At 69.9% G+C, this 25,406-nt stretch carries 20 protein-coding genes; 12 read left to right on the forward strand and 8 right to left on the reverse strand.

The window, feature by feature from the left end; genetic code table 11:
* From OG828_RS06085 to OG828_RS06095, 3 genes are read right to left on the reverse strand one after another with little or no spacing between them, the layout of a single operon-like run.
* Nucleotides 1-909 (reverse strand): SDR family oxidoreductase, encoded by a 909-nt coding sequence (locus tag OG828_RS06085; protein ID WP_328437044.1) that lies wholly within the window; start codon nucleotides 907-909, stop codon nucleotides 1-3.
* Between the two features lie 4 nt (nucleotides 910-913).
* Nucleotides 914-1,639, reverse strand: a complete 726-nt coding sequence (locus OG828_RS06090) for a hypothetical protein (RefSeq protein ID WP_328351095.1) — start codon at nucleotides 1,637-1,639, stop codon at nucleotides 914-916.
* Nucleotides 1,639-2,946, reverse strand: coding sequence for a phenylacetate--CoA ligase family protein (locus OG828_RS06095; RefSeq protein ID WP_328351098.1), 1,308 nt, complete (start codon nucleotides 2,944-2,946; stop codon nucleotides 1,639-1,641). Before OG828_RS06095 ends, OG828_RS06090 begins: the two co-directional genes overlap by 1 nt.
* Nucleotides 2,947-3,092: 146 nt before the next feature.
* Between OG828_RS06095 and OG828_RS06100 the strand changes: the two genes are divergently transcribed.
* The 5 genes from OG828_RS06100 (at nucleotide 3,093) to OG828_RS06120 (ending at nucleotide 8,931) form a co-directional block, all read left to right on the forward strand.
* The gene (locus tag OG828_RS06100; RefSeq protein ID WP_328500352.1) at nucleotides 3,093-3,872 is read left to right on the forward strand and encodes an electron transfer flavoprotein subunit beta/FixA family protein; all 780 of its coding nucleotides are present in this window, start codon (nucleotides 3,093-3,095) and stop codon (nucleotides 3,870-3,872) included.
* Nucleotides 3,873-3,898: 26 nt separating this feature from the next.
* Nucleotides 3,899-4,855, forward strand: coding sequence for an electron transfer flavoprotein subunit alpha/FixB family protein (locus OG828_RS06105; RefSeq protein WP_328500353.1), 957 nt, complete (start codon nucleotides 3,899-3,901; stop codon nucleotides 4,853-4,855).
* Between the two features lie 90 nt (nucleotides 4,856-4,945).
* Nucleotides 4,946-7,381: a bifunctional acetate--CoA ligase family protein/GNAT family N-acetyltransferase gene (locus OG828_RS06110; RefSeq protein ID WP_328500354.1), complete on the forward strand. Its 2,436-nt coding sequence runs from the start codon at nucleotides 4,946-4,948 to the stop codon at nucleotides 7,379-7,381.
* The gene (locus OG828_RS06115) at nucleotides 7,378-8,352 is read left to right on the forward strand and encodes an LLM class flavin-dependent oxidoreductase (RefSeq protein ID WP_328500355.1); all 975 of its coding nucleotides are present in this window, start codon (nucleotides 7,378-7,380) and stop codon (nucleotides 8,350-8,352) included. The genes OG828_RS06110 and OG828_RS06115 overlap by 4 nt, the downstream gene beginning before the upstream one ends.
* Before the next feature lie 57 nt (nucleotides 8,353-8,409).
* Entirely contained in the window at nucleotides 8,410-8,931 is a 522-nt protein-coding gene (locus tag OG828_RS06120) for a PaaI family thioesterase (RefSeq protein WP_246884670.1), read from the forward strand.
* A 300-nt stretch (nucleotides 8,932-9,231) separates the two neighbouring features.
* On the opposite strand, the gene OG828_RS06125 is transcribed toward OG828_RS06120, so the two are convergent.
* Nucleotides 9,232-10,383: an acyl-CoA dehydrogenase family protein gene (locus tag OG828_RS06125; protein WP_328500356.1), complete on the reverse strand. Its 1,152-nt coding sequence runs from the start codon at nucleotides 10,381-10,383 to the stop codon at nucleotides 9,232-9,234.
* A 300-nt stretch (nucleotides 10,384-10,683) separates the two neighbouring features.
* Between OG828_RS06125 and OG828_RS06130 the strand changes: the two genes are divergently transcribed.
* The 3 genes from OG828_RS06130 to OG828_RS06140 are packed head-to-tail and all read left to right on the forward strand — an operon-like array spanning nucleotide 10,684 to nucleotide 16,855.
* Nucleotides 10,684-13,554, forward strand: a complete 2,871-nt coding sequence (locus tag OG828_RS06130; protein ID WP_328500357.1) for a PQQ-dependent sugar dehydrogenase — start codon at nucleotides 10,684-10,686, stop codon at nucleotides 13,552-13,554.
* Between the two features lie 17 nt (nucleotides 13,555-13,571).
* Nucleotides 13,572-15,329: a ThuA domain-containing protein gene (locus OG828_RS06135; RefSeq protein ID WP_328500358.1), complete on the forward strand. Its 1,758-nt coding sequence runs from the start codon at nucleotides 13,572-13,574 to the stop codon at nucleotides 15,327-15,329.
* Between the two features lie 17 nt (nucleotides 15,330-15,346).
* On the forward strand, nucleotides 15,347-16,855 hold the full coding sequence (locus tag OG828_RS06140) for a family 43 glycosylhydrolase (protein ID WP_328500359.1): 1,509 nt from the start codon (nucleotides 15,347-15,349) through the stop codon (nucleotides 16,853-16,855).
* On the opposite strand, the gene OG828_RS06145 is transcribed toward OG828_RS06140, so the two are convergent.
* Genes OG828_RS06145 through OG828_RS06160 form a run of 4 tightly spaced genes read right to left on the reverse strand, consistent with a single transcriptional unit; the run spans nucleotide 16,842 to nucleotide 20,841 of the window.
* Nucleotides 16,842-17,162, reverse strand: a complete 321-nt coding sequence (locus OG828_RS06145; protein ID WP_328500360.1) for a hypothetical protein — start codon at nucleotides 17,160-17,162, stop codon at nucleotides 16,842-16,844. The genes OG828_RS06140 and OG828_RS06145 overlap by 14 nt on opposite strands.
* Nucleotides 17,159-18,160, reverse strand: a complete 1,002-nt coding sequence (locus tag OG828_RS06150) for a LacI family DNA-binding transcriptional regulator (RefSeq protein ID WP_443062493.1) — start codon at nucleotides 18,158-18,160, stop codon at nucleotides 17,159-17,161. Before OG828_RS06150 ends, OG828_RS06145 begins: the two co-directional genes overlap by 4 nt.
* 45 nt (nucleotides 18,161-18,205) lie before the next feature.
* Complete coding sequence (locus tag OG828_RS06155; protein ID WP_328500362.1) at nucleotides 18,206-19,123, reverse strand: ROK family protein; 918 nt, start codon at nucleotides 19,121-19,123, stop codon at nucleotides 18,206-18,208.
* Entirely contained in the window at nucleotides 19,120-20,841 is a 1,722-nt protein-coding gene (locus OG828_RS06160) for a class I mannose-6-phosphate isomerase (RefSeq protein WP_328500363.1), read from the reverse strand. The genes OG828_RS06155 and OG828_RS06160 overlap by 4 nt, the downstream gene beginning before the upstream one ends.
* A 240-nt stretch (nucleotides 20,842-21,081) precedes the next feature.
* On the opposite strand from OG828_RS06160, the gene OG828_RS06165 reads away from it, so the two are divergent.
* Genes OG828_RS06165 through OG828_RS06180 form a run of 4 tightly spaced genes read left to right on the forward strand, consistent with a single transcriptional unit; the run spans nucleotide 21,082 to nucleotide 25,406 of the window.
* Entirely contained in the window at nucleotides 21,082-22,395 is a 1,314-nt protein-coding gene (locus OG828_RS06165) for an ABC transporter substrate-binding protein (RefSeq protein ID WP_328500364.1), read from the forward strand.
* The gene (locus OG828_RS06170) at nucleotides 22,392-23,357 is read left to right on the forward strand and encodes a carbohydrate ABC transporter permease (RefSeq protein ID WP_328500365.1); all 966 of its coding nucleotides are present in this window, start codon (nucleotides 22,392-22,394) and stop codon (nucleotides 23,355-23,357) included. Before OG828_RS06165 ends, OG828_RS06170 begins: the two co-directional genes overlap by 4 nt.
* 3 nt (nucleotides 23,358-23,360) lie before the next feature.
* Nucleotides 23,361-24,176: a carbohydrate ABC transporter permease gene (locus tag OG828_RS06175; protein WP_328351144.1), complete on the forward strand. Its 816-nt coding sequence runs from the start codon at nucleotides 23,361-23,363 to the stop codon at nucleotides 24,174-24,176.
* Nucleotides 24,177-24,212: 36 nt separating this feature from the next.
* Nucleotides 24,213-25,406, forward strand: coding sequence for a glycoside hydrolase family 76 protein (locus OG828_RS06180; RefSeq protein ID WP_328500366.1), 1,194 nt, complete (start codon nucleotides 24,213-24,215; stop codon nucleotides 25,404-25,406).

The following is a 25,406-nucleotide window of genomic DNA, read 5'->3' on the forward strand; positions in this document are numbered from 1 at the left end:
TCAGCCCCTCCGGTTGCCGAGGGCGTCGGCGTTCGGTGCCGCCTTGGCGACCAGGTTCGGCACGACGGAGGTCAGTTCCTCCGGTGTCCAGCGGGACTCGGCGCTCGCGCCGGGCCCGTTGACCCAGCCCTCGAGCACGGTGATCCGGTTGCCGACGGCTCCGAAGACACGGCCGGTGACCTCACGCGAGGCGGCCGAGCCCAGCCACACCACCAGGGGCGAGATGGCCTCCGGGGTCAGATCCTGCGTCTCGGCGGCCTGCTTCATCACCTCGATGTCCTCGGTGAGCCGGGTGAGCGCGGTCGGCGCGATGGCGTTCACCGTCACTCCGTAGCGGGCGAGTTCGGCGGCGGCGATGATGGTGAGGGCGGCGATTCCGGCCTTCGCCGAGCCGTAGTTGGACTGGCCCGGGTTGCCGAAGACGCCGGACGGCGAGGTCGTGTTGATGACCCGGGCGTCGTTGGCCTCGCCCGCCTTGGTGCGGGCGCGCCAGTGGGCTGCCGCGTGGTGCAGAGTCGCGACGGTGCCTTTGAGGTGGACGGCGATCACACTGTCCCAGTCCTGCTCGGTCATCGACACGATCGTCCGGTCTCGCAGGATGCCGGCGTTGTTGACCAGCACGTCCAGCCCGCCGTAGGTGTCCACGGCCTGGCGGACGAGGCGCTCGGCGCCGTCCCACGACGCGATGTCGTCGGTGTTGGCCACGGCCTCGCCGCCGGCCGCGGTGATCTCGTCCACCACCGCCTGGGCGGGCCCGGTCGAGGCACCGCCTCCGTCGCGGGCGCCGCCGAGGTCGTTGACCACGACCTTGGCGCCCTGCGCGGCGAAGGCCAGCGCGTGCGCCCGGCCGATCCCGTTGCCGGCGCCGGTGACGACCACGACCCGGCCGTCGGCCACTCCTTCAGACATCTCTTCAACTCCTAGGTGATGACGGCGAGTCGGCGAACAGAACGCGCGGATCCTCGCTCCCGCAACCGCAGCGGCCGGTCTCGACCCGCCCCGGCAGGCCCAGCGGGGTCTCGGGCAGCGTGGACGTGCGCCCCTCCCCCGCGGCCACGAACAGCTCCCCGTCCCGCTCGCCCACCCGCCACTCGGCCGCGTTGACATGCGCCCCCGAGCGTTCGGGGCACTCCAGCGCCAGGGCCGGTCCCACGGGGGCGATCAGGAAGGCGCCGACACCGGCCGCGCGGAGCACCGGCACCGCGGCGGGACGCGCGAGCACGACCGATGTCGTACGGAACATCTCACCGATGTCGGCGGTGCCGCTGAGCCCTTCCAGGGTCTCGGCGGACAGGCCGATCACCGCGTGTGGTTCGAGTTCGCGGTGGAAGACGGACGTACGGCGGTGGTCCCAGCCCATTGCCTCCGCGATGCCGTACGTCACCTTGAGCCCGCGCAGCGCGCCGATGACCGAGTGGCACCAGAAGCCCTCGAAGCCGGAGGTGGTGAGCAGGGCCCGTTGTCCGGCCGCGAGGCCGTGGCCGCGCAGTCGGTCGCTGACCCAGGCGGTGTCGCGGGCGAGTTCGGCCCAGGTCAGCTCGGTGTCGGTGGTGCCTGTGGCCGCCGGGAAGCGTACGACGTAGGCGAGTGGGGGCCGGTCGAGGTTCCTGGCCCGGGCGAGGGTGTCGGCGCGTGCCATCAGCTCTTCACCACCCGGGGGAACTTGGCGACGCTCGGCATGGTCCGCAACAGCTCCTCCTCGGTCCGCAGATCGAGCACCGGCTTCACCCCGGTCCGCTCGCGCACGGCTTCGCTCAGCCGCCCTGCCAGGGCGTCGACATCGGCGGTGCGCTCCGGGTCGTATCCGACGCGCAGCCGCAGTTCCTCCACCTCACGGCGCTGCCGGACGATCTGGAACACTCCGGCACCCGTCTCCGGCTGGTCCTCCACCGCCTGCCAGATGTCCCGCAGGACGACGGAGCGTCCGCGGACGAGGGTTTCGTCGCCGCGCCGGCCCGCCACCCACATCCGGGCGTGGGTGCGTCCGCAGCCGCAGCGGTCCCGGGACAGCCGGACGAGGTCCTCGCTGCGGTAACGGATCAGCGGGGCGGCCCGGTTGTCGAGGTCGGTGGCGACGAGTTCGCCGAGGTCGCCCTCCACGACGTCGGTCCACCCGTCGTCCTTCACGTCGACGCACTCGGCGAAGACCGTGTCCTCCCACAGGTGGAAGCCGTCGTGCTCCCGGCACTCCCAGGCGGTGCCGGTGTCGGCGGCGCTGGTGTACTCGTAGACCTCGATGCCCCAGTCGTTGACGATCCGCTCGCGCATCTTCCGGCTGAGCGGCTGGCCGGCGCAGGAGGCGCCCTTGAGAGAGGAGAACGCCTCCTTGAGGTCCGTCTTCTCGGCCAGGTGCTCCAGCTCGACCATCTGCGGATAGATCATCTGCAGATAGGCGGGCCGGTACTTCCGCAGCGCCTCGACCACCTCGTGCATCCGGCCGATCCAGGTGTCCACCTCGATCACCACGGCGCCCAGCGCCTGGAAACCGGGGTCCATCAGGTTGCGGAAGGTGCCGGGCGGGCTCAGCACCCGGTCGCCGGGCCTGAGGCCCAGCTCCCACAGGTCCCGCACCTGCGCGGTCACCAGGGGCGGCGCGTCCTCCCAGATCTCCGCGAAGAACTCCGGGTCACCGGTGGTGCCCGAGCTGGAGGACACCGAGGTCAGCTCGTCGGGCCGGACACACAGCAGACCGCCGAAGGGGTCGCCGGTGCGGGCCCGGTGCGCGCGGATCATGTCCTTGGTGATGAAGGGGATACGGGCCCGGAAGTCGTCCAGGGTCCGGATGTCCCGTGGATGCACGCCATGCGCGTCCCACAGCTCTCGATAGAAGGGGGAGTGCGCATAGGCGTACTCCACGAGCTCCAGGACGCGCTCCTCCTGGAGCGCGCCCAGCTGCTCGCGGGGCATGGTCTCCACCTGCGGCTCGAAGTACCTGTCACCGACCATGGCGCCTCCTCGCGTCCCGGCTGCTCAGATGTTCCAGCTATCAGCGCAATCAGTCAACTAATTCGTCTAAATCACTTCCACTGAAGCCGGCCCTCGGCTTATATAGTTAACTATTAGAACTCATTAAGCTACCCGGAGGTGCCGCTGTGAAGATCGTTGTCTGCGTGAAGCACGTGCCCGACGCGACGGCGGACCGGACCTTCACCGAGGACGGCACCACCGACCGCGACTCGGTCGACTCCCTGCTGTCCGAGCTCGACGAGTACGCGGTCGAACAGGCCCTGCGGGTCGGCGAGTCGGGCGAGGACACCGAGATCACCTACCTCACGGTGGGACCCGACGACGCCAAGGACGCGCTGCGCAAGGCACTCGCCATGGGCGGCGACTCCGCGCTGCACGTCAGCGACGAGGACATCCGGGGCAGCGACGCCTTCGGCACCTCGCTCGTCCTCGCCAAGGCGATCGAGCGGCACGGCTTCGACCTGGTCGTCTGCGGGATGGCCTCCACCGACGGCGGCATGGGGGTCCTGCCCGCACTGCTGGCCGAACGGCTCGGCGTGCCGGCCGTCACCCACCTCGACGAGGTCACGGTGGCGGACGGCTCGGTCTCCGGACGCCGGGAGGGCGAGACCGCCTCGGTGCGGGTGCACAGCGCGCTGCCGGCCGTGGTGTCGGTGACCGACCGCTGCGGCGACGCCCGCTACCCCTCCTTCAAGGGGATCATGGCGGCGAAGAAGAAGCCGCTGGAGAGCCTGGACCTGTCCGACCTCGGCATCGAGCCCGAGCAGGTCGGCCGCAGCGCCGCCCGCTCCGCCGTCGACCGCGCGGCGAAGCGTCCGCCGCGCACCCAGGGCGAGATCGTCACCGACGAGGGAGCGGCCGGCGCAGGTCTCGCCGCGTTCCTCACCGCCAAGAAGTTCATCTGACACCGCCGAGCCGGGAGCACATCACCGTGGCTGAGATCCTCGTACTCGTCGACCACGTCGACGGAAACCTGCGCAAGCCGACCCTCGAACTGCTCACCCTGGCACGCCGGTTGGGCGAGCCGTCGGCCGTCTTCCTCGGGGCGGGCGCGGCCGCCGCCACCGAGACGCTCGGCCGGTACGGCGCACAGAAGGTCTACGTCGTGGACGCGCCGCCGGTCGACGAGTACCTCGTCACCCCGGCCGTCGACGCCCTCACCCAGATCGCCGCGAGCGCCGAACCGGCCGCGATCCTGGTGCCGTCGACCCTGGACGGCAAGGAGACCGCCGCCCGCGTCGCGCTCCGGCTGGAGTCGGGACTGATCACCGACGCCGTGGATGTCACCGCGGGCGAGGACGGACCGGTCACCGAGCAGTCCGTGTTCGCTGCGACGTACCAGGTCACCGCCCACATCACCCAGGGCGTCCCGGTCATCACGGTCAAGCCGAACGCCACCGCCCCCGAGCCCGCTCCTGCCACGCCGACGGTGGAGAAGGTGGACGTCGCCTTCGGTCCGGCCTCCGCCGCCGCGCAGGTCGTGGAGCGCACGCCGCGTACCCGCAGCGACCGGCCAGAGCTGACCGAGGCCGACATCGTGGTCTCCGGCGGGCGGGGTGTGAACGGCGACTTCTCCGTGGTCGAGCGGGTCGCCGACGCCCTCGGCGCGGCCGTCGGCGCCTCCCGGGCCGCGGTGGACGCCGGCTGGTACCCGCACAGCCACCAGGTCGGCCAGACCGGCACGCAGGTCTCCCCGCAGCTCTATCTCGCCGCCGGTATCTCCGGCGCGATCCAGCACCGGGCCGGCATGCAGACGTCCAAGACGATCGTGGCCGTGAACAAGGACGAGGACGCGCCGATCTTCGAGCTGGCCGACTACGGCGTGGTGGGCGATCTCTTCCAGGTGCTGCCGCAGCTGGTGGAGGAGATCGACAAGCGCGGGGCCTGAGGCTTCCGTACAGGGGGCTGATACATCTAATGTAGCTAACTGATTCAGTCCATTGACCCGAAGGAGCGCCATGGCGGGGATGCGGCGCCCGTGACCACTCCCCCGTACGACTCGTACGCCTCGGATCCGTCGTATCCGTCGTATCCGGAGGACCTGGAGCAGCCCGGGCTGGTGCGGACCGGGCGGTCGACCTTCGTGCGGCCCATCCGGCCGGAGGACGCCGACCGCCTGGTCGCCTTCGTGGGCGGTCTGTCGCGGGCGACACTGGCCTACCGCTCCCTCGGCCCGGTGGTGCGGATGCGCGACGACGTCATCCGGCGCGGCGCGCACGTCGACTACCTCAACGAGCTGGCGCTGGTCGCGCTGGCTGGGGACGAGATCGCGGGCCTGGTCCGCTATGTCCGCGATCCCGAGGAACCCGACCACGCCGAGGTCACGTTCACCATCCGGGACGACCACCAGAGCGAGGGGTTCGGCAGGCTGCTGCTTGAACACATCGCTGCCGCCGCCTGGGCCCGCGGCATCCGGGTGCTGGAGGCCGATGTCCTCGCGGACAACACCCGCATGATCAATGTGTTCCTCGGCTCCGGTTACCGGGTCGAGGCCGGGCCGCCCGGCCAGATCCTCCACTTCGACATCGCCATCGACCCGCAGGCGCATGCCGTGGCCCGGGCCGAGCGCCGCGAGCACACGGCCGTACGACGCTCCCTGCGACCCCTGCTGGAGCCCCGGTCGGTCGCGGTGATCGGCGCCAACCGCAGCCCGCTGACCATCGGCCACGAGATCGTGGCCAACCTGCTGCGCGGCGGCTTCGAGGGCGGCGTGTTCCCGGTGAATCCGCACGCCGGACAGGTCGCGGGGGTGCGGGCGTATCCGCGCGTACGCGAGCTGCCCGAGGTGCCGGATCTGGCGCTCGTCGCCGTGCGGGCGGAGGCGGTGCCCGAGGTCGTACGGGAGTGCGCGGACGCCGGGGTGAAAGCGGTGGTCGTCGTGTCCACGGGCTTCGGGGAGACCGGGGCGGCCGGGCGGGCGACCGAGCTGGAACTGGCCCGGTTCGCGCGAGCCTCCGGTATGCGGCTGGTCGGCCCGAACTGCATGGGCGTGGTCAACACGACGTCCGCGGCCCGGCTCGCGGCCACCTTCTCGCCCGCGCTGCCCGCTCCCGGCCGGGTCGCGATGTCCAGCCAGTCCGGTCCGCTGGGCCTGGCGGTGCTCGACCTCGCCCGGCGGCTGCGCCTCGGCTTCTCCGGTTTCGTGTCGGTCGGTCACGCGGTGGACGTGTCGACCAACGACCTGCTCCAGTGGTGGGACGAGGACCCCGAGACCTCGGTGATCCTGCTGCACGTCGAGCACTTCGGCAATCCGCGCCGGTTCGCCCGGATCGCCCGCCGGGTCGCGCCGCGCAAGCCGATCGTCGCCGTCCATCCCGGTCACGAGGACGCGGCGGTGAGCTCCCTGTTCGCCCAGTCCGGGGTGATCCGCACGCACAGCCTCCAGGAACTGTTCGACGTGGCGTTGCTGCTCGCCCACCAGCCTCCGCCGCCCGGCAACCGCGTCGCCGTCATCACCAACGCCGGCGGACCCGCCGCGCTGACGGTCGGAGCGTGCGCGGCGAGCGGACTGCGGGTGCCCGCGCTCGGCGAGCCCACCCGGGAGACGCTCCGCTCGGCCCTGCCGCCCCGCGCCGACGTCGGCAACCCCATCGACCTCACCCCGATGGCCACCGCCGACCACTACCGGCAGGCCCTGGCCGCCGTACTCGCCGACGACGAAGTCGACGCCGCCGTCGTGCTGTTCATGCCCCCGCTCGCCGACAAGGCCGACGAGGTGGCCTCGGCGATCCTCGACGCGGCCTCCGCCGTCCCGGACAAGCCGGTGGTGACCAGCTTCCTCGGTGACGGGGGCGTCGCCGATCTGCTGCGCCGGGGCGAACTCGTCGTACCGACCTACACGTTCCCCGAATCGGCGGCGGCGTCCCTCGGGCACGCGGCGGCGTATCAGGCGTGGCGCAGTACGCCGGCGGGTGTCGTACCGGACCTGACAGGAGTCGACACAGACCGTGCGCGGTCGCTGGCCGGTGGGTGCGCCCCCGGTCCCGTGCCCGCGGATGTCGCGGTCGAGTTGCTGGGCTCGTACGGCATCACGGTGGCGGACGCCGAGAGCCGGGGCCCCGACGCGTTCCTGTCCGTCAGCGCCGATCCGGTCTTCGGGCCGGTGGTCTCCTTCGGCCTGACCGGTGACTACGCCGACCTCATGGCGGACGTGGCGTACCGCATCACTCCGCTCAGCGACCGGGACGCCCGCGAGATGGTCCGGTCCCTGCGCGCGGCGCCGCTGCTGGCGGGCGTGGATCTGGCGGCGCTGGAGGAGACCGTCCTGCGGATCTCGGCGATGGTCGAGGACCTGCCGGAGATCGAGGCACTGGAACTGCGTCCGGTGCGGCTGCTGCCGCCCGGGGACGGGGTCGCCGTCGCGCACGTGACGATCCGGCTGACCGACAACTCACCGGGAGGGAGCCCGTCATGAAGGTGGGCATCTATTTCGACCTGCGCAATCCGCCGCCGTGGCGGCAGAGTTGGTCGCGGGTGTACGGCTTCGCGCTGGAGATGTGCGAAGAGGCGGACCGGCTGGGCCTCGACTCGGTCTGGTTCTCCGAGCACCACGGCTTCGAGGACGGATACCTTCCGCAGCCGCTCACCATGGCTGCCGCGGCAGCCGCCCGCACCCGCCGGGTACGGCTGGGTACGGCCGTCATCCCGGCGCCGCTGCACGCGGCACCGGAGATCGCCGAACAGGCCGCCCTCGTCGACATCCTGAGCGACGGGCGGCTCGACCTCGGACTCGGCACCGGCTACCGCGTACCCGAGTACCAGCTCTACGGCGGCGACCTCGGCAAGCGCTACTCCACCACCGATCAGCGGGTCCGCGACATCCGGAGCCTGTGGGCCGAGTCCCTGGTCACCCCGGGCCCGGTCCAGGACCCGCTGCCGATCTGGCTCGGCTACCAGGGCCCACAGGGCGCCCGCCGCGCCGGCCGGCTCGGCACGGGCCTGCTGTCGCTCAACCCGGCCCTGCTGTCCCCCTACCGCGAGGGGCTCGCCGAGAGCGGGTACGACGTCTCGACGGCCCGGATGCAGGGCTCGTTCACGACGTTCGTCACCGAGGATCCCGACGCCGACTGGCCGGTGGTCCGCCAGCATCTGTCGTACCAGTGGGACAGCTATCGCCGGTACATGGTCGAGGGCACCGACCAGCCCGTCCCCCGCCCCATCGACCCGGAGAAGTGGCGGGAGCGGGGGCTGAGTTCGACTGGTGTCGGCCAGTTCCTCTACGGCACACCGGAGGACACCGCGGCGGCCATCCGGGAGTACGTGACCGGGCTGCCCGTCGAGGGCGTGTTCCTGTGGGCGTCCCTGGCCGGGATGCCCGAAGAGATGGTGGCCCGGCAGGTCCAGCTCATCGCGGGGAAGCTGCGTCCGCTGCTTGCCGACGTCTGACACATCCGATGCTTGCCGAAGACTGATGTCTGCATGTCCGACACGAGGAGTCACGCCATGTCTGCCACGCCGTCGACCGGGCCCTGGGCGGGGGCCGACTTCCAGGAGCCGCCGCGCACACCGGGCGGTGTGGCGCTGTGCGGGGCGTGCCGGGCCGCCGGTTCCTGCCGGCTGGGCGTGGAGCACGAGCGGCTGGACGAGGACGGGGCGGCGCTGTTCGAGCTGCACTGCCCGCGCGATCAGGAAGGCGGGCCCGATGTCGCGCACGGCGGCTGGACCGCGGCCGTCCTGGACGACTGCCTCGGCCATCTCCCCTTGCTGCACCGCGTGTTGAGCGTGACGGCGGAGCTCAGCGTCAGCTTCGTGAAGCCGGTGCCGGTGGAACGGCCGCTGGAGGTGCGGGCCTGGGTGGACAAGCGCGAGGGCAGGCGCTGGTACATCCAGGGCGAGATGGTGCTGCTGCCGACCCGCGCCGTCCTGGCCCGCGCGTCCGGGATCTGGGTGACGCGGGACCAGGGGCACTTCGCGCGGCACAAGGAGTGGCTGGCGGGGCAGGACGCGGACGCCCAAGGGGAGTAGCGACGCTGGGGGGTCAGGGCGACGCGGGGACTCAGCGCCACGCGAGGGCTCAGCCACGCGGGGGATTCAGAGCCACCCGGGGACTCAGAGCCACGCGAGGGCTCAGAGCCACGCGGGGACTCAAAGCGACGCGGGGACTCAAAGCGACGCGGGGACTCAAAGCGACGCGGGGACTCAAAGCGACGCGGGGACTCAAAGCGACGCGGGGACTCAAAGCGACGCGAGGGCTCAAAGCGACGCGAGGGCTCAAAGCGACGCGGGGACTCAGGGCGACACTGGGACTCAGGGCCACCCGGGGGCTCAGTAGGACCGCAGCCCCATGCTCCGGGCGATCCCGTTCCGCTGGATCTGGCTCGTCCCCCCGGAGATCGTCGCCACGATCGACTCCCGGTAGCGGAAGCTCATCACGCTCTCCGTGGAGAAGCCGTGCCCCGCGCAGACCTGCATCCCGAGCCGGGCCGCCGCCACATACGTCTCCGAGCCCTTCAGCTTGGCCATCGAACCCTCCCGTGTGCACGGCTTGCCCTGCGCGAGCAGCCACGCGGCGCGGTAGGCGAGCAGCCGGGCGGAGTCGATCTCGGTCTGGAGGTCGGCCATGGCGTGGGCGAGTGCCTGGAAGTTGCCGATGGGGCGTCCGAAGGCGTGCCGGGTGCGGGAGTACTCCAGCATCTCGTCGAGGGTGGCCTGGGCGGCGCCCAGATAGCCGCCGGTGATGATCACCTTCTCGAGTTCGATGTTGGAGAGCATGACCTTCCAGCCCTCGTCGCGGGGGCCGACGAGGTTCTCCCTGGGCACCAGGGCGTCGTTGAAGAAGACCTCGTTGGTGCCGAGGATGTGCCGGGCCAGCGTCGGGGTCCGGCGGACCTCGACGCCGTCCGTGGTGGGGTCGACCAGCAGCAGGCTGATGCCGCCGTGCTTGGGCTCGCGGGGGCCGGTTCGGACGTACGTCGCGATGGTGGTGTCGGGCAGTCCGCCGCCGGTGCACCAGGCCTTCTGGCCGCGCACGAGGAAGTGGTCGCCGTGGTCGTCGGCGGTGGTGCGCAGGGCGGCGGCGTCGGAGCCGCTGTCCGGCTCGCTCAGGCCCACGGCGAGCCGGTGGCGCCCGGTCATGACCTGCTCACGGATGAAGGCGCGCTGGGCCTCGCTGCCCCAGCGGAACACCGTGATCCCGGGAATGAGCACACCGATATAACACATGGCGACATCGAAGCTGGCCCGCCCGAGCTCCTCGGCGATCAGGATCAGCTCCAGCGGACCCCCGCCGTCGCCGCCCTCCTCCTCGGTGAACGGCAGCGAGAACCAGCCGAGTTCCGCCATACCCCGGAACAGCTCCGGCGGTACGACACCCTGCTCGTCCCACTCCTTGGCCTTCTCGGCCGGGCACACATCGGCGACGAACTGCCGTGCCGTCGCGCGCAACAGATCCTGCTCGTCGGTCAGCCCGAAGTCCACGGCCACTCCCTCGCGTGCGCTGGCGGCACATTCATCTAACTCTTTGTTCTATGTTAGCTGATACGGGGCGCGCCGGGCAGCTCACGCACTTTGTCTCTCGCGGGGAAAAAGTTCCGAGATCTTGCGTCAAAGGGGTTACGGGTACGGACCAATCCCGCTAACTTCCCGGAACTGAAGCAGTCAGAGCTCCAACAGGGCCCACTGGCCTCTGTGTTGACGGCGCGACGGCGCGCGCCGTCACTCCCCCATGGCAGGCCCTCCGCGGCCTGCCACCACCCCCCACTCCCCCGGGAGAACTCTGTGCGCACGAGACCGCTCGGACACAGACGTGTCCGTACGCTGCTCACGGCCGCGGCGTGTGCCGTGAGCCTGGCGCTCCCCCTGAGCCCCGCCACCGCGGCTCCCACCTTCGCCCAGGCCCCGGCCTCCCCCGGCGGCACAGCGCGTGCCACGGCCGCCGAGGACTTCCAGCAGGTCACCCTCGCCAAGGGCGTGGCCGAGACGGGCGAGCCCATGACCATGGCGGTCCTGCCGGACCGCTCGGTGCTGCACACGTCGCGGGACGGCACGGTGCGCCGCACCGACGCGGCCGGCAACACCGCCGTGGCGGGCACGCTCGACGTCTACAGCCACGACGAGGAGGGCCTCCAGGGCATCGCGGCCGACCCCGGCTTCTCCTCCAACCGTTTCGTCTACCTGTACTACGCGCCCGAGCTGAACACGCCGGGCGGCGACGCCCCGTCCGACGGGGCGGCCTCCGACTTCACCCCGTTCGACGGGGTGAACCGGCTGTCCCGGTTCGTCCTGAAGGCCGACAACACCCTGGACCCCGCCAGCGAGAAGAAGATTCTCGACGTGCCCGCCTCCCGCGGCCTGTGCTGCCACGTCGGCGGGGACATCGACTTCGACGCCGCGGGCAATCTGTATCTGTCGACCGGCGACGACACCAACCCCTTCGCCTCCGACGGCTACACGCCGATCGACGAACGCGCCTCGCGCAACCCCGCGTACGACGCCCAGCGTTCCTCCGGCAACACCAACGACCTGCGCGGCAAGATCCTGCGCATCAAGGTCGGCGCCGACGGCTCGTACACGATCCCGTCCGGGAACCTCTTCCCGTCCGGCACCGCGAAGACCCGGCCCGAGATCTACGCGATGGGCTTCCGCAACCCGTTCCGGATGAGCGTCGACAAGGCCACGGGCATCGTCTACGTGGGTGACTACGGCCCCGACGCGGGTACCGCCAGCGCGTCGCGCGGCCCCGGCGGACAGGTCGAGTTCAACCGGATCACCAAGGCCGGCAACTTCGGCTGGCCGTACTGCACCGGCAAGAACGACGCCTACGTCGACTTCGACTTCGCGACCGGCGCCTCGGGCTCTGCCTTCAACTGCGCGGCGCCGAGGAACACCTCGCCGCGCAACACCGGCCTCACCGACCTGCCTCCCGCCCAGCCCGCCTGGATCCCCTACGACGGCACCTCCGTACCGGAGTTCGGCGGCGGCTCCGAGTCCCCCATGGGCGGCCCCGTCTACCGCTACGACGCGGCGTCCACCTCGGACGTGAAGTTCCCGCAGGAGTACGACGGCGACTTCTTCGCCGGCGAGTTCGGCCGCCGCTGGATCAAGCGGATCGAGGCGAGCGGCGACGGCACCGTGCAGTCCATCAACGCCTTCCCCTGGAGCGGCACTCAGGTGATGGACATGGCCTTCGGCCCGGACGGCGCCCTCTACGTCCTCGACTACGGCACCGGCTACTTCGACGGCGACGAGAACTCCGCGCTGTACCGCATCGAGCATGTGACCGGCGGGCGTGCCCCGGTGGCGCAGGCCAAGGCGAACGTCACCTCCGGCAAGGCGCCCCTGGCCGTCTCCTTCTCCTCGGCCGGCAGCTCCGACCCCGAGGGCGGCACCCTCGCCCACGAGTGGACCTTCGGCGACGGCGCCACCTCCACCGCGGCCGACCCGTCCCACACCTACACGGCCAACGGCCAGTACACCGCCACGCTGAAGGTCACCGACCCCACCGGCAAGTCGGCCACCGCCTCCGTGCAGATCACCGTCGGCAACACCGCCCCGACGGTGCGGATCGACACGCCCGCCGACGGCCGGATCTACGACTTCGGCGCCGCCATCCCGTTCAAGGTGACGGTCACCGACCCGGAGGACGGCGCGATCGACTGCTCCAAGGTGAAGGTCAACTTCATCGTCGGCCACGACAGCCACGGCCACCCGCAGACCTCGGCCACCGGCTGCACCGGCACCCTGCAGACGCTGGCGGACGGCGAGCACGACCCCAACGCCAACATCTTCGGCGTCCTCGACGCCGAGTACACCGACAAGGGCGCGAACGGCCAGCCCGCCCTCACCACGCACGACCAGCGGATCACCCAGCCCAGCCACCGGCAGGCCGAGCACTACGGCGACTCGTCCGGTGTGTCGGTCATCAGCCACGCCCCCGCGCACGGCGGCAAGACGGCCGGCGACATCCACAACGGCGACTGGATCTCCTTCAAGCCGTACAGCCTCGACAACGCCCGCACCTTCACCGCCCGCGTCTCCTCGGCGGGCGCCGGCGGCACCATCGAGGTACGCGCCGGCTCCCCGACCGGCACCCTGCTCGGCACCGCCACCGCGCCGGTCACCGGCGACTGGGAGACCTTCCAGGACGTCACGGCGTCACTGGTCAACCAGCCGGCCGCCTCGACCACCCTCTACCTCGTCTTCAAGGGCGGCAGCGGCGCGCTGTTCGACGTGGACGAGTTCTCCTTCACCACAGCCACCGGCGGCGACCGCACCGGTGAGGTGAGGGGCGTCAACGGCAAGTGCCTGGACGTCGACAACGCGGGCACCGCCGACGGCACCAAGATCCAGCTCTACACCTGCAACACCTCTGCCGCACAGCGCTGGACCGTCGCCGACGACGGCAGCCTCAAGGCACTCGGCAAGTGCCTCGACATCTCCGAGGGTGCCAGCGCCGACGGCACCAAAATCCAGCTGTACACCTGCAACAACACCGGCGCCCAGAAGTGGACAGCCCAAGCCGACGGCACCGTCCGCAACCCCCAGTCCGGCAAATGCCTCGACGCCTCCGGCGACACCTGGAACGACGGAACCGCGGTCCACCTGTGGACCTGCCACACCGGACCCAACCAGAAATGGACCCTGCCGTGACAAGGAGGCGACGTACGATGCGTACCCCGCTCAAAGCGCTCATCGCTCTGTTCGCCGGCGCCGCGCTCTGCATGACTCCCCAGGTCGCGGCCCTGCCCGGCGCCACACCGGCCGCGCTGACCGCCCCGCGCGACGCGGCACCGGCGGCGGCCGACCCGGCGTACAGGATCCTCGTCTTCTCCCGGACGGCGGGCTTCCGCCACTCCTCGATCGACGAGGGCATCACGGCACTGCGCGACCTCGGCGCGGCGAACAACTTCACCGTCGACGCGACGGAGGACCCGCAGGCCTTCACCACGGCCAACCTGGCCCAGTACCGGGCCGTCGTCTTCCTGTCGACCACGGGCGACGTGCTCGGCAACGCCCAGCAGACGGCCTTCGAGCAGTACCTCGGCTCGGGCGGCGGGTACGTCGGCATCCACGCCGCCGCCGACACCGAGTACGACTGGCCCTTCTACGAGGGACTGGCCGGCGCCTACTTCCAGTCCCACCCCGCCATCCAGCCCGCCACCGTCAAGGTCGAGGACCGGGCGCACGACGCCACCGCGCACCTGGGCCGCACCTGGCAGCGCACCGACGAGTGGTACAACTACCGCACCAACCCCCGCACCACGGCCCACGTGCTGGCCTCACTCGACGAGTCCAGCTACTCCGGCGGCACCATGTCCGGCGACCACCCGATCGCCTGGTGCAAGGACTACGCAGGTGGCCGGGCCTTCTACACCGGCGGCGGCCACACCGAGGAGTCCTACGCCGACCCGGCCTTCCGCCGGCACCTGCTCGGCGGCATCCGCTGGGCCGCCGGCACGACCCAGGCCGACTGCCGCCCGGAGACCGGCTACACGTCCCTGTTCGACGGCACCGGCACGACCGGCTGGAAGCAGGCGGGACCCGGCGGCTTCACCCTGGCCGACTCCACCCTCACCTCGCAGGGCGGTCTTGGCATGCTCTGGTACAACGCCCGGGAGTTCACCGGCGACTACTCCCTCAAGCTGGACTGGAAGACGAGCGGAGACGACAACTCCGGTGTCCTCGTGGGCTTTCCGGCCTCCGACGACCCGTGGTCGGCGGTGAACAACGGCTACGAGATCCAGATCGACGCCACCGACACCGCGGACCGCACGACCGGAGCCGTGTACGGGTTCCAGTCCGCCGACATCCCCGCCCGGGACGCCGCGCTGAACCCACCCGGCGAGTGGAACACCTACGAGATCCGGGTCACCGGGGAGCGACTGGAGATCTTCCTGAACGGCCGGAAGATCAACGACTTCACCAACACCGACCCGGCGCGCAGCCTGAAGCAGGGCCACATCGGCCTCCAGAACCACGGCGACGGCGATGAGGTGGCCTTCCGCAACATCAGGATCAAGCAGGCCGGGACCTCGCCCGGTCCGCGTTCCGGTGAGGTGAGGGGCGTCAACGGCAAGTGCCTGGACATCGACAACGCGGGCACTACCGACGGCACCAAGATCCAGCTCTACACCTGCAACACCTCCGCCGCCCAGCGCTGGACCGTCGCCGACGACGGCAGCCTCAAGGCACTCGGCAAGTGCCTCGACATCGACAACGCAGGCACCGCCGACGGCACCAAAATCCAGCTCTACACCTGCAACAACACCGGCGCCCAGAAGTGGACAGCGCAAGCCGACGGCACCGTCCGCAACCCCCAGTCCGGCAAATGCCTCGACGCCTCCGGCGACACCTGGAACGACGGAACCGCGGTCCATCTGTGGACCTGCCACACCGGACCCAACCAGAAATGGACCCTGCCGTGACAAGGAGGCGACGTACGATGCGTACCCCGCTCAAAGCGCTCATCGCTCTGTTCGCCGGCGCCGCGCTCTGCATGACTCCCCAGGTCGCGGCCCTGCCCGGCGCCGCAGCGGTGCCCGAGTACTCGACCGCCGAGGCCGGCAACCCCTTCGTCGACGGCTGGTACGCGGACCCCGACATCGAGATCTACGACGGCAAGTACTGGGTCTTTCCCACGGCATCGAAGCCGTATGCCGAGCAGACCTACCTCGACGCGATCTCCTCGACCGACCTGATCCACTGGACCAAGCACAGCAACGTCCTCACAACGGCGAACGTCTCCTGGGCCAAGTACGCGGTGTGGGCGCCGGCGCCAGTCCAGCGCGGCGGCAAGTACTACCTGTACTTCGCCGCGAACGACATCCAGAACAACTCCCAGCTCGGCGGCATCGGCGTGGCCGTCGCCGACCGCCCCGAAGGGCCCTACAAGGACGCCCTCGGCAAGCCGCTGATCTCGCAGTTCCACAACGGGGCCCAGCCGATCGACCAGGACGTGTTCATCGACGACGACGGCCAGGCGTACATGTACTACGGCGGCTGGCACCACGCCAACGTCGTGAAGCTCAACCCGGACATGACCAGCCTGGGCACCTTCGAGGACGGATCGACCTACAAGGAGATCACGCCGGACAACTACACCGAGGGCTCCTACATGTTCAAACGGAACGGCAAGTACTACCTGATGTGGTCGGAGGGCGGCTGGACCGGCCCCGACTATTCGGTGTCGTACGCCATGTCCGACTCGCCGACGGGGCCCTTCCGGAAGATCGACAAGGTACTCGCCCAGGATCCGGCGGTCGCCAAGGGCTCGGGCCACAACTCCGTCGTCAACGTGCCGGGTACCGACACCTGGTACATCGTCTACCACCGCCGTCCGCTCAGCGAGACTGACGGCAACCACCGTCAACTGGCCTACGACCGCATGTACTTCAACCCCGACGGCACGATCCGGCGCATCGCGATGCAGGTGAAGGACAACTTCGCCGACGGCAACGCGCTGGGCTGGAAGACGTACGGCGGGACCTGGTCGGCCGACGACGGGCGGTACCGGGTGGGCCGCAGCCTGGGCGGCAAGTCCCTCCTCGACACCGATTTCGCGGACTTCACGTACGACGCCGACGTCACGGTGACCTCAGGGCGAGGGGACGCCGGGCTGATGTTCCGGACGACCAGGCCCTCGGTCGGCTTGGACAGCTACTCGGGCTATTACGCGGGCATCAGCCCGAGCGGCAAGGTGGTCCTGGGCCGGGCGAACGACTCCTGGACCGAACTGGGCACGGCCCGGACCTCCGTCAAACCGGGCTCGACCCACCGGATCCGCGTCACCGCCGTCGGCCCGTCGATCAAGGTGTACGTCGACGACATGACGGCCCCCAAGATCTCCGTCAGCGACGGCACCTACCTGAGCGGTGCGAACGGCGTCCGCGTCTTCGACTCCGCCGCCTCCTTCGACAACGTGTCCATCGGACCATGCTCTACATGCCGCTGAGGGCAATCATCAGGGCACCGACGGACAGCAGCGTGCCGATGACATAACCTGCGCCACCGGCCACCACCGCCTGCTTACCCGTCAGCCGTCGGCGCGCCACGAGATAGACCACGAGCCCGGCCACGAAACCGAGCAACGCATGGAAAAGCGTCAGCAGCCAGCCGACACTCACGGCCACGGCAACGCACGCGACCGCCAGCAGCGCTCCCGCCGGGCTGAGGTCACGCCGGACGAGAGGGTACGTCACAGCACCGGTGACTACTGCTATGACGGCGGTAAGGGCGGCAACAATGAAGAAAGCACTCATGTCGGACCTTCCGCGCAACGCTGGGTGTGCGGGCCGTGGCGAATGACGCGGGTCGGGACGGTGATGCGGCGGGAGGCGGGCGGTTCGCCGTCCCGGTGACTCAGGCGGTCGATCAGCAGGCGCGCGGCCTGCCGGCCGATCTCGTCGGCGTCGTACGAGACGAGTGTCAGGGGGAGGCCGAGGACGTCGGAGAGCTCGAAGTCGTCGAAGCCTGCCAGGGGAAGGGTGATCCCGGCTTTGTAGAGGGCGCGGATCGCACCTTGGCTGATGCGGTTGTTCGTGCAGAACAGCGCGGTAGGACCCTGGGGCCGGTCGAGGAGTTCGAGGGCCGCTCGCTCGGCCGTCGCGGCGTCGACGAGGCCTTGGCAGATGAGCGCGTTGTCGGGCTCGACGCCGGCCTCCTCGTGTGCTGCCCAGAACCCCCGCAGCCGTTCAGCCCCCGTATACAGGGCCGGCGGGTTGCCGAGGAAGGCGATGCGGGTGTGGCCTTCGGCGAGCAGGCACGCGGTGGCCTCGCGGGCACCGTGAAAGTCCTCGACCAGCACGCAGTCGGTGTCGAGTCCGGCCGGCGGCCGTGCGGCGAGGACGACGGGGACATGGCGCATGGCGTCGGCCAAGTGCTGCTGCCGGCTTCCGGCGGGGACGACGATCAACCCTTCGACCTGGTGATCGATGAGGCCGTCGATCAGGCCGGGCTCCCGCTCCACTTGTTCGGCCGTGTTGCTGAGCATCATCCGCAAGCCGTGTTCGGTGGCGACTTCCTGGACGCCGAGCGCGAGACGCGAGTAGAACGGGTTGGCGAGGTTGGTGACGACCAGACCGATCATTCCGGTGCCGCCGAGCCGCAGGCTGCGCGCGGTCTCGTTGCGGCGGTAGCCGAGCCGGTCCACCGCGGCGAAGACGCGTTCGCGCGTGGCTTCGGACACGCCGGGATCGTTCTTGAGTACCCGTGAGACGGTCATGGCACTGACCTGCGCGAGTCTCCCGACGTCATGCATGGTCGGCCCGCCGGCTCGGCGACCAGTCACGCTCCTTCACCTTCCTCATATGCCCTGCGCCCAGTGGGCGGCCCCGATCAGCGGCGCCTCCGCGGGCTGCCTGGCCGCCAGGACGCGTGGAGCGGGCTCGGCGGCCTGCGCCAGCCCTGTCGAGAGCGCAGGGTGAATCAGGTCCCACGACTGGGCCACAGACCCGCCGACGACCACCGCGGTGGCCTGGAAACGGGCGATCCACGGGGCCAGGGCCTGACCCAGGGCGTCGAAAGCGTAGCGGAAAGCCTCCGAAGCCGCGGTACTGCCCTGCCTGGCCAGCGCGGCGATCTCGTGGACGTCCGGGAGGACGCGGTCGTCCCGAAGGGTCGCGAGGCGGGCGTAATGCGCGCGGATGGCACGGCGCGAGACCATTTCCTCCAGCGGGACGTGCTGCACGGTCAGCCGGTGCACATGTCCGCCGGGCGGCACCTGAGGGCCGTCGTGCACGGGCAGGCCCTTGCGCAGGAACGAAGAGCCCACGCCCGTGCCCAGCGTCAGGCACACCGCACGCTCGTGCCCGGCGGCAGCGCCGGCGCGGTATTCACCGAGGGCGAAGGCGTCGGCGTCGTTGAGGAAGCACAGTCGCTCGGCCCGGTGGCCCAGCCGCTGCCGCAGACCGGCCCCGACATCGACACCGGACAGCGACTCGAACTTCCCGATACCCGCGAACCGGCCCATCCCGGTGTCGTAGTCGAAGGGGCCCGGCATGGCCACGCCCCAGCACAGCCGGTGCCCTGCGGGCAGTTCCAGGGCGGCCAGGGCGATGGCGTCGAGGATGCCGGCGGCCGGGGCGTGCGAGTCCAGGGGTCTGCGGATCACCGAGGAAGAGAGGGGGCAGTTGGCCGCGGGGTCGACGAGGGCGGCGGTGACGTGCGTTCCGCCGATGTCGAGCACGGGGATCGGCGCATGGGCCCGCTCGGCACCGGTCACGGCTCCACCACCAGAGCCTTCACGAGGTGCACCTCGTCGTCGCCCACAGCACGGACGCGGTAGGGGCCGACCGCGGCGGGCACGGTGATGGTCTCGGCGAAGGCCAGGAAGTGGGTGCGTCCGTCACTGGTCTCGATGACGGCGCCCCGGCCCGAGGCGAGGTTGAGGATGTGGAAGCGGCCGGCTGTGTCGTCGACGACGTCGGCGGCCGGGGCTACGACCAAGCGGTGCACCGCGTAGAACATCTCCGGCAGGGCGCCGATGACTTCCTCCCGCCAGCCCTCGCCCGCGCGCAGCGTCCGAGGCCGCTGGATCAGGTCCTTCGTCACGTCCTCCCCTCGCCGGGCGGTGTCCAGATTGGCGAATCCGTGTTCGTAGGGCAAGGGCCGGGACGCACCGGTGGCGTCCTTGCGGAGCCAGTCGTAGAAGCGCAGGGAGTACAGATACGGCGTCGCACTCACCTCCAGCACCAGATTGCCCGCGCCGGAGGCGTGCGGGGTACCGGCGGGGATCATGAACAGCTGGCCCACCGTGGCCGGATGGGTCTGGATATGGTCCTCGACGGGCAGCGGGGTGCTGTCGGTGATGGCGGCCTCCACCTGGCGGCGCATGGCGTCGACGTCCGCATGCTCGGTGAGACCGAGCAGCACCTGGGCACCCGCCTCGCTGTCCGTGACGTAGTAGGTCTCGTGCTGGGTGTACGGCCAGCCGAACACCTCCCGCATGTACTGCTCCTGCGGGTGGCAGTGCAGGGACAGGTTGCCGCCCCGCATCGTGTCGAGGTAGTCGAACCTGATCGGGAAGGAGGTGCCGAACCGGCGGTGCACCTCCTGGCCGAGCATGTCCGTCGGGTGCAGGACGCACAGGAGTTGGAAGGGGACCTCGACCTGCGCCCCGGCCTCTTCGCCGATGAGGACGCCCGCCTCGGGAGCGATCAGCTCGTAGCCGAGAGCGGTGTTGCCGGCCTGCGGGGTGAAGCCCAGTTCGCTGGCCGCCCACTGGCCGCCCCACGGGGTGGAGTTGAAGTACGGGCGGGTGCGCACGGGTCCGCGGGCCAGGTGGGCCAGAGTGCTGCGCAGCGCGGTACCGTCCAGCGAGGTGGGCGATGCCGTGTCCTGCATGTCGATCCACCGGTCGATCCGGCCCGCATACGCGTCGCGGTGCCGGTCCAGGACGGGCCAGTCGGTGTAGAACAGCCGCACCAGATCGCCGGGCTCGTCGGTGCGGCCCAGGTTGACGCCCACCGGCAACTGCGCCTGTGCCACGGCAGCCTCCGCGTACCGTTTCGGCAGGTCCGCATACCACAGCACGTCCGTCCCGAACAGCGCCGCGCCCGGCCCGAACACCACCAACACGCCGTCGTTCAGGGGCCTTTCGGCCTGCTGAACGGAGTCGAACAGGTCGGCGACCTGCGCCTGGGACAGCGGGGTGAAGAACGGGTCGTCGGCAGGGACGGGCCGAGCGGTGATCCGCTCGGCTGCTGACGGCGCATAGTGGCCGCGCACGTCCAGCAACTCCACCTCACGCCCCGCGGAGCGCAGGGCCGTCGTCAGGCCGTCGGCCAGCGCACCCCAGTCCAGCGCGGCAGGACCGTCCACCGCCAGAGCGAGCGGGCCGGACGGCAGCGTGGCGACGGCGGCCGGCCAGCCTGCGATCACCTGCCCGTCGACAGAGTCGTAGCTGGGGTGGGGGTCGTACGCACGAGAGGCGGAATGCACTTCTTCTCCTCGCTGGGCTCCGTCATCTCAGTTAACGATAACAGTCCACGACTGGATCGACCCACCCCTTCCCGCGGGCCGCTTCTTCATCTAGACCACGCGTCTACCTGCTGTTACTTCCAGAAGGCGTCACGGAAGTGGCATCACATGGCACCGGACCCTTGCCCCCACTGGAATGTTGTCGTTAACTTTCAGGGTCACATCCGGCCACGCCAGGTGGCCCGTTCGTGAAGGTGATCAATGACAGCATCGGGCACGCCCCGCCGCGCGGCCGCGCCGCTTGCTCGGCGTCGCTTCCTCGCCGGGATGACCGCGGGTGGGGTCACTCTCGCCGTAGCGGGCTGCGCTCGCGGGACAAGCACTTCCCCGCAGCCGGGCACGACGAGCATCGCCAACGACAACGCCACGTGGGACGAGGGGTATCGCTCGGCCGGGCGCGAACTGGAGAAGATCACCGGGTATGCGCTGCGGCCGCTGTCGAACCCGTCGGTGACGTCGTATCAGCAGGTCGTGCAGATGACCCTGCAGACCTCGAAGGCCTCCGACATGGTCAAGTGGGCCTCGGGCTATCAGCTCAAGCGTCTTGCCCGCGCGGGCGGACTCACCGACCTGTCGGGCGTCTGGGCGCAGTACGCGGCCAAGGGGTGGGTGCGCGAAGCGACCCGGGAGACGATGTCGTACGACGGAAAGGTCTACGGCGTCCCGCTGTACGAGTCGTACTACGTGCTGTTCTACAGCAAGCCCGTGTTCCGGAAGCTGGGGCTGTCCGCCCCGTCCAGCTGGGCTGAACTGCTGCACTGTGCGGACGTTCTCAAGCGGAACAAGATCACACCGTTTTTGGCCAGCCAGGTCGGGGGCTGGCCCGCGATCGAGTGGTTCCAGGAGCTGGTCACCAAGGTCGACCCGCGTTTCTACCAGAGGCTGGTGGCAGGCGAGGCCTCCTATCTCGACGACGCGGCGCGCCAGGCGATGGACATCTGGCACGACTTCATGCGCAAGGGCTGGATGACATCGCCCGACTTCGACCAGGCCCGCGGCCCGGGCGCGCTGAAGGCCGGCACGGTGGGCATGTTCCTGCACGGCACATGGCAGGCGCAGGGAATGAGCGCCGTCGGCATGAAACCGGGCGCCGACTACGGTGCCTTCATTCTTCCCACGGTGCGGCCCTCCGTCCCCAAGAGTGTGATCACCGAGTCGGGCGTCTTCGCGGTGCCCGCCCGCGCTTCGTCACACGCCGCGGCCATGAGGAATGTCGGAGCCTGGCTCGACCCGTCGGTTCAGCGGGTGTGGAGCGATTTCCTGCAGGACAGCTCGGCCAATCCGACGGTGCGTTCGAGCAACCCGGTCGTGGCGGAGCTGCAGCGGGACATCGCCCGGGAGCGCCGGCTCCCGCTGATCAGGTACTGGGAAGCCAGCCCCCCGAGCCTCATCCAGGGCAACAGCAACGACCTGGGCGGCTTCATGGCCGGGCAGACCTCCCCGGCCACCACGCTGCGCCGGATGCAGGAGCGTGCACAGGACGAATGGGCCGCCTGGAGGCGTGACGAAGCATGAGCACTTTCTCGACCGACCAGCGCACGTCCGCCACCGGCGGTGGACTCCCCAGAGTGTCCTCACCCGGCAGTGCACCGTCTTCGCCCCCGACGCACAGGTGGCGCAAGAGACGTGAGCGCCTGACGGCCGGGACGTTCCTGGCTCCGGCCGTACTCCTGGTCACCGCCTTCCTGCTCGCCCCGTTCGTCTGGACCGTCTGTCGGAGCTTCTTCAGCGACTCCCGGACCTCGACGTTCAGCTGGTTCGACAACTACTCGCTGTTCGCGTCCGACCCGGCGTTGTCCCGCTCCATCCAGAACACGCTGATGTGGGTGGTGGGCACCGTCCTGCTCCCGTTCGTGCTCGGACTTGCCATCGCCGTCATGACCAACGCCACCCGCTGGTCGCGTCTGGCACGGCTGTGCGTAGTGCTTCCCTATGCGCTCTCGGGTTCCGCGGTGGCAGTGGTCTGGAACTTCATGCTCACGACCGATGGTGCCGTCAACCAGGTCCTGACCACGCTGAATCTGGGCTCACTCGCCCAGGGCTGGCTGCTGACCTGGCCGGGCAACACCGTCGTGATGATCCTCGCCAACGCCTGGCAGGCCGTCGGTGTGGCAGTCATCCTCTTTCTGGTCGGCCTGCAGTCCATCCCGCCGGAGACCTTGGAGGCCGGCGCCCTGGACGGCGCGGGGAGCTGGCAGCAGTTCCGCCACATCGTGCTGCCTCAGCTCCGGCCCGTCTCGATCATCGTGATCGGCATGAGCCTCGTGAACGGCCTCAAGTCGTTCGACCTGATCTGGGTGCTCACCCAGGGAGGCCCCGGACGTGCCACGGAGACCCTTGCGGTGTCCATGTACAACGAGACCTTCCTGGAACTGCGGCCTGGTGCGGGAGCGGCCATCGCAGTCGTTCTCACCGTGATCGTGCTGGCGGCTTCCTGGCTCTATCTGCGCCGTCAGCTCGACGTGAAAGGCGAATAGCCAATGTCTCTGGGCCGAGTTCTGCGCAATGGCACCGTCGTGGTGCTCGCCGTGCTGTGGCTGGTTCCGACCTGGCTCCTGGTGGTCAACGCACTGGTGCCGGCCGAGAGTTACTCGGGCAGCCCGCACTGGCTGCCGGAGAGTTTCGGACTGTTCGACAACATGTCCCAGGCCTGGGACAAGGCCCAACTCGGTCCGGCGCTCGGCAACAGTCTGCTGTACTCCGTTGTCAGCGCGCTGGCCGCTGTCGCGGTGGCCACGTGCGCCGCCTTCGCCACCATCATCATGCCCGTGAAGCGGCAGGTGCTGTGGTTCTGGGTGATCTACTCAGGCACGCTCCTGCCTCTGCAGGTCTTCATCCGGCCGCTGTTCCTCTCCTACGCGGAGACGTCCCTCTACGACACCCAGATCGGGCTCGTCCTCATCTACACGGCCATCGCGATTCCCTTTGCCTTCTTCGTCATGCGCAACTACGCCCTCACACTGCCGCGTGAAGTCGTGGAAGCGGCGCGCGTGGACGGTGCTTCCTGGTGGCGGCTGTTCTGGCAGATCCATGTCCCGCTGAGCAGATCCGCCATGATCGCCGTGTTCGTGTTCCAGTTCGTGGCCGTGTGGAACGACCTGATGTTCGGCATCACGCTCACCACGAGCCGCAACATCCGGCCCATCATGGCCGCGCTCGCCGATCTGCAGGGCAACTACTCCAACGTCGGGCCCCCGGTCGTGCTGGCCGGCGCCCTCCTCGTCTCCCTGCCGACCCTGGTGCTGTTCTTCTCCGCCCAGCGCTTCTTCATCAGCAGCCTCAAGATCCACCGCTGACCCCCGCACGCTTCCTTCCAGCCACGAAGGGCAATCATGCTGAGATCGCTGCTCCGCCGTGCCACCGTGACCGCCGCCTGCGCTGCCCTGCTGTGGACTGCCGTCCCCGCGCACGCCCAGCCCACTTCTCCCGCACGCCCTCACCCCGTGTCCACCGCCGTGTGGGCCGACCGTGCCACCGACGCCTACGACGCCCTGCAGACGCATCTGTACGAGGGCGCCGACCACCACGGCCTCTACCTGGAGCGCACGCCCCGGCAGCCTACGGACCGGGAGCACTCCTACCTGTGGCCGCTGCGCGAGGCCGCCGCGGCCACCGTGGACATGCAGCGACTCCCGGGCACCGGCCCGGCCTACCGCCCGGACGCGGCCGAGCGCTTCGACACTGTCGAGCTGTACTTCGCGTCCGGCGCCCGGCCGGGCTACCAGTCCTACCTGCCGGCCCCGCTGGGGACGGGCGGTGACGTGTACTACGACGACAACGCCGTGGTCGCGCTGAGCCAACTCGACCAGTACGAGAGCACCGGCGACACCAAGTTCCTGAACCGGGCCGAGCAGGTCGTACCGATCGTCACCCGCGCCTGGGACGGCGACCCCGCCAAGCCCTGCCCCGGCGGCATGGACTGGTTCGACTCCCCCAACAACAACGTCCGCGCCACCAATGTCACGGCCCTGTCCGCCCAGCTCGCCGCCAGGCTCTACGAGCACACCCACAGGCGCACCTACCTCGACAAGGCCGAGCAGTGGTACGGCTGGGTGTACTCGTGCATGCGGAAGGGACCGGGCCTGTACGCCAACGACCGCGGCGACGACGGCAGCACGAACCCGACCCTGTGGACCTACAACTCAGGCTCCATGATCGGCACAGCCACCGCCCTCTACCGCGGCACCGGCAACACCGACTACCTGAACAAGGCCGTCGAGGACGCCCGCGGCTCCCTGGAGTACTGGACCCAGGGCACCCGCCTGCACGATCAGCCGGCCATCTTCAACGCCTTCTACTTCAAGGACCTGCTCGCCCTGGACGCCGTACGCCCCAACCCCGCCTACCGGCAGGCCATGAGCACCTACGCGGACAGCACGTACGCCACCAACCGCAACGCCGCGACCGGGCTGTTCCACTTCCAGCCGTCGGGCGGCGGCGACTACGACCCCAATATTCCGGCCGAAACCCTCGAACAGTCCGCCATGATCCAGATCTTCGCCACTCTCGCCCGCTCCAGACGCTGA

Source organism: Streptomyces sp. NBC_00457, from assembly GCF_036014015.1.
Taxonomy (GTDB): Bacteria; Actinomycetota; Actinomycetes; order Streptomycetales; family Streptomycetaceae; genus Streptomyces.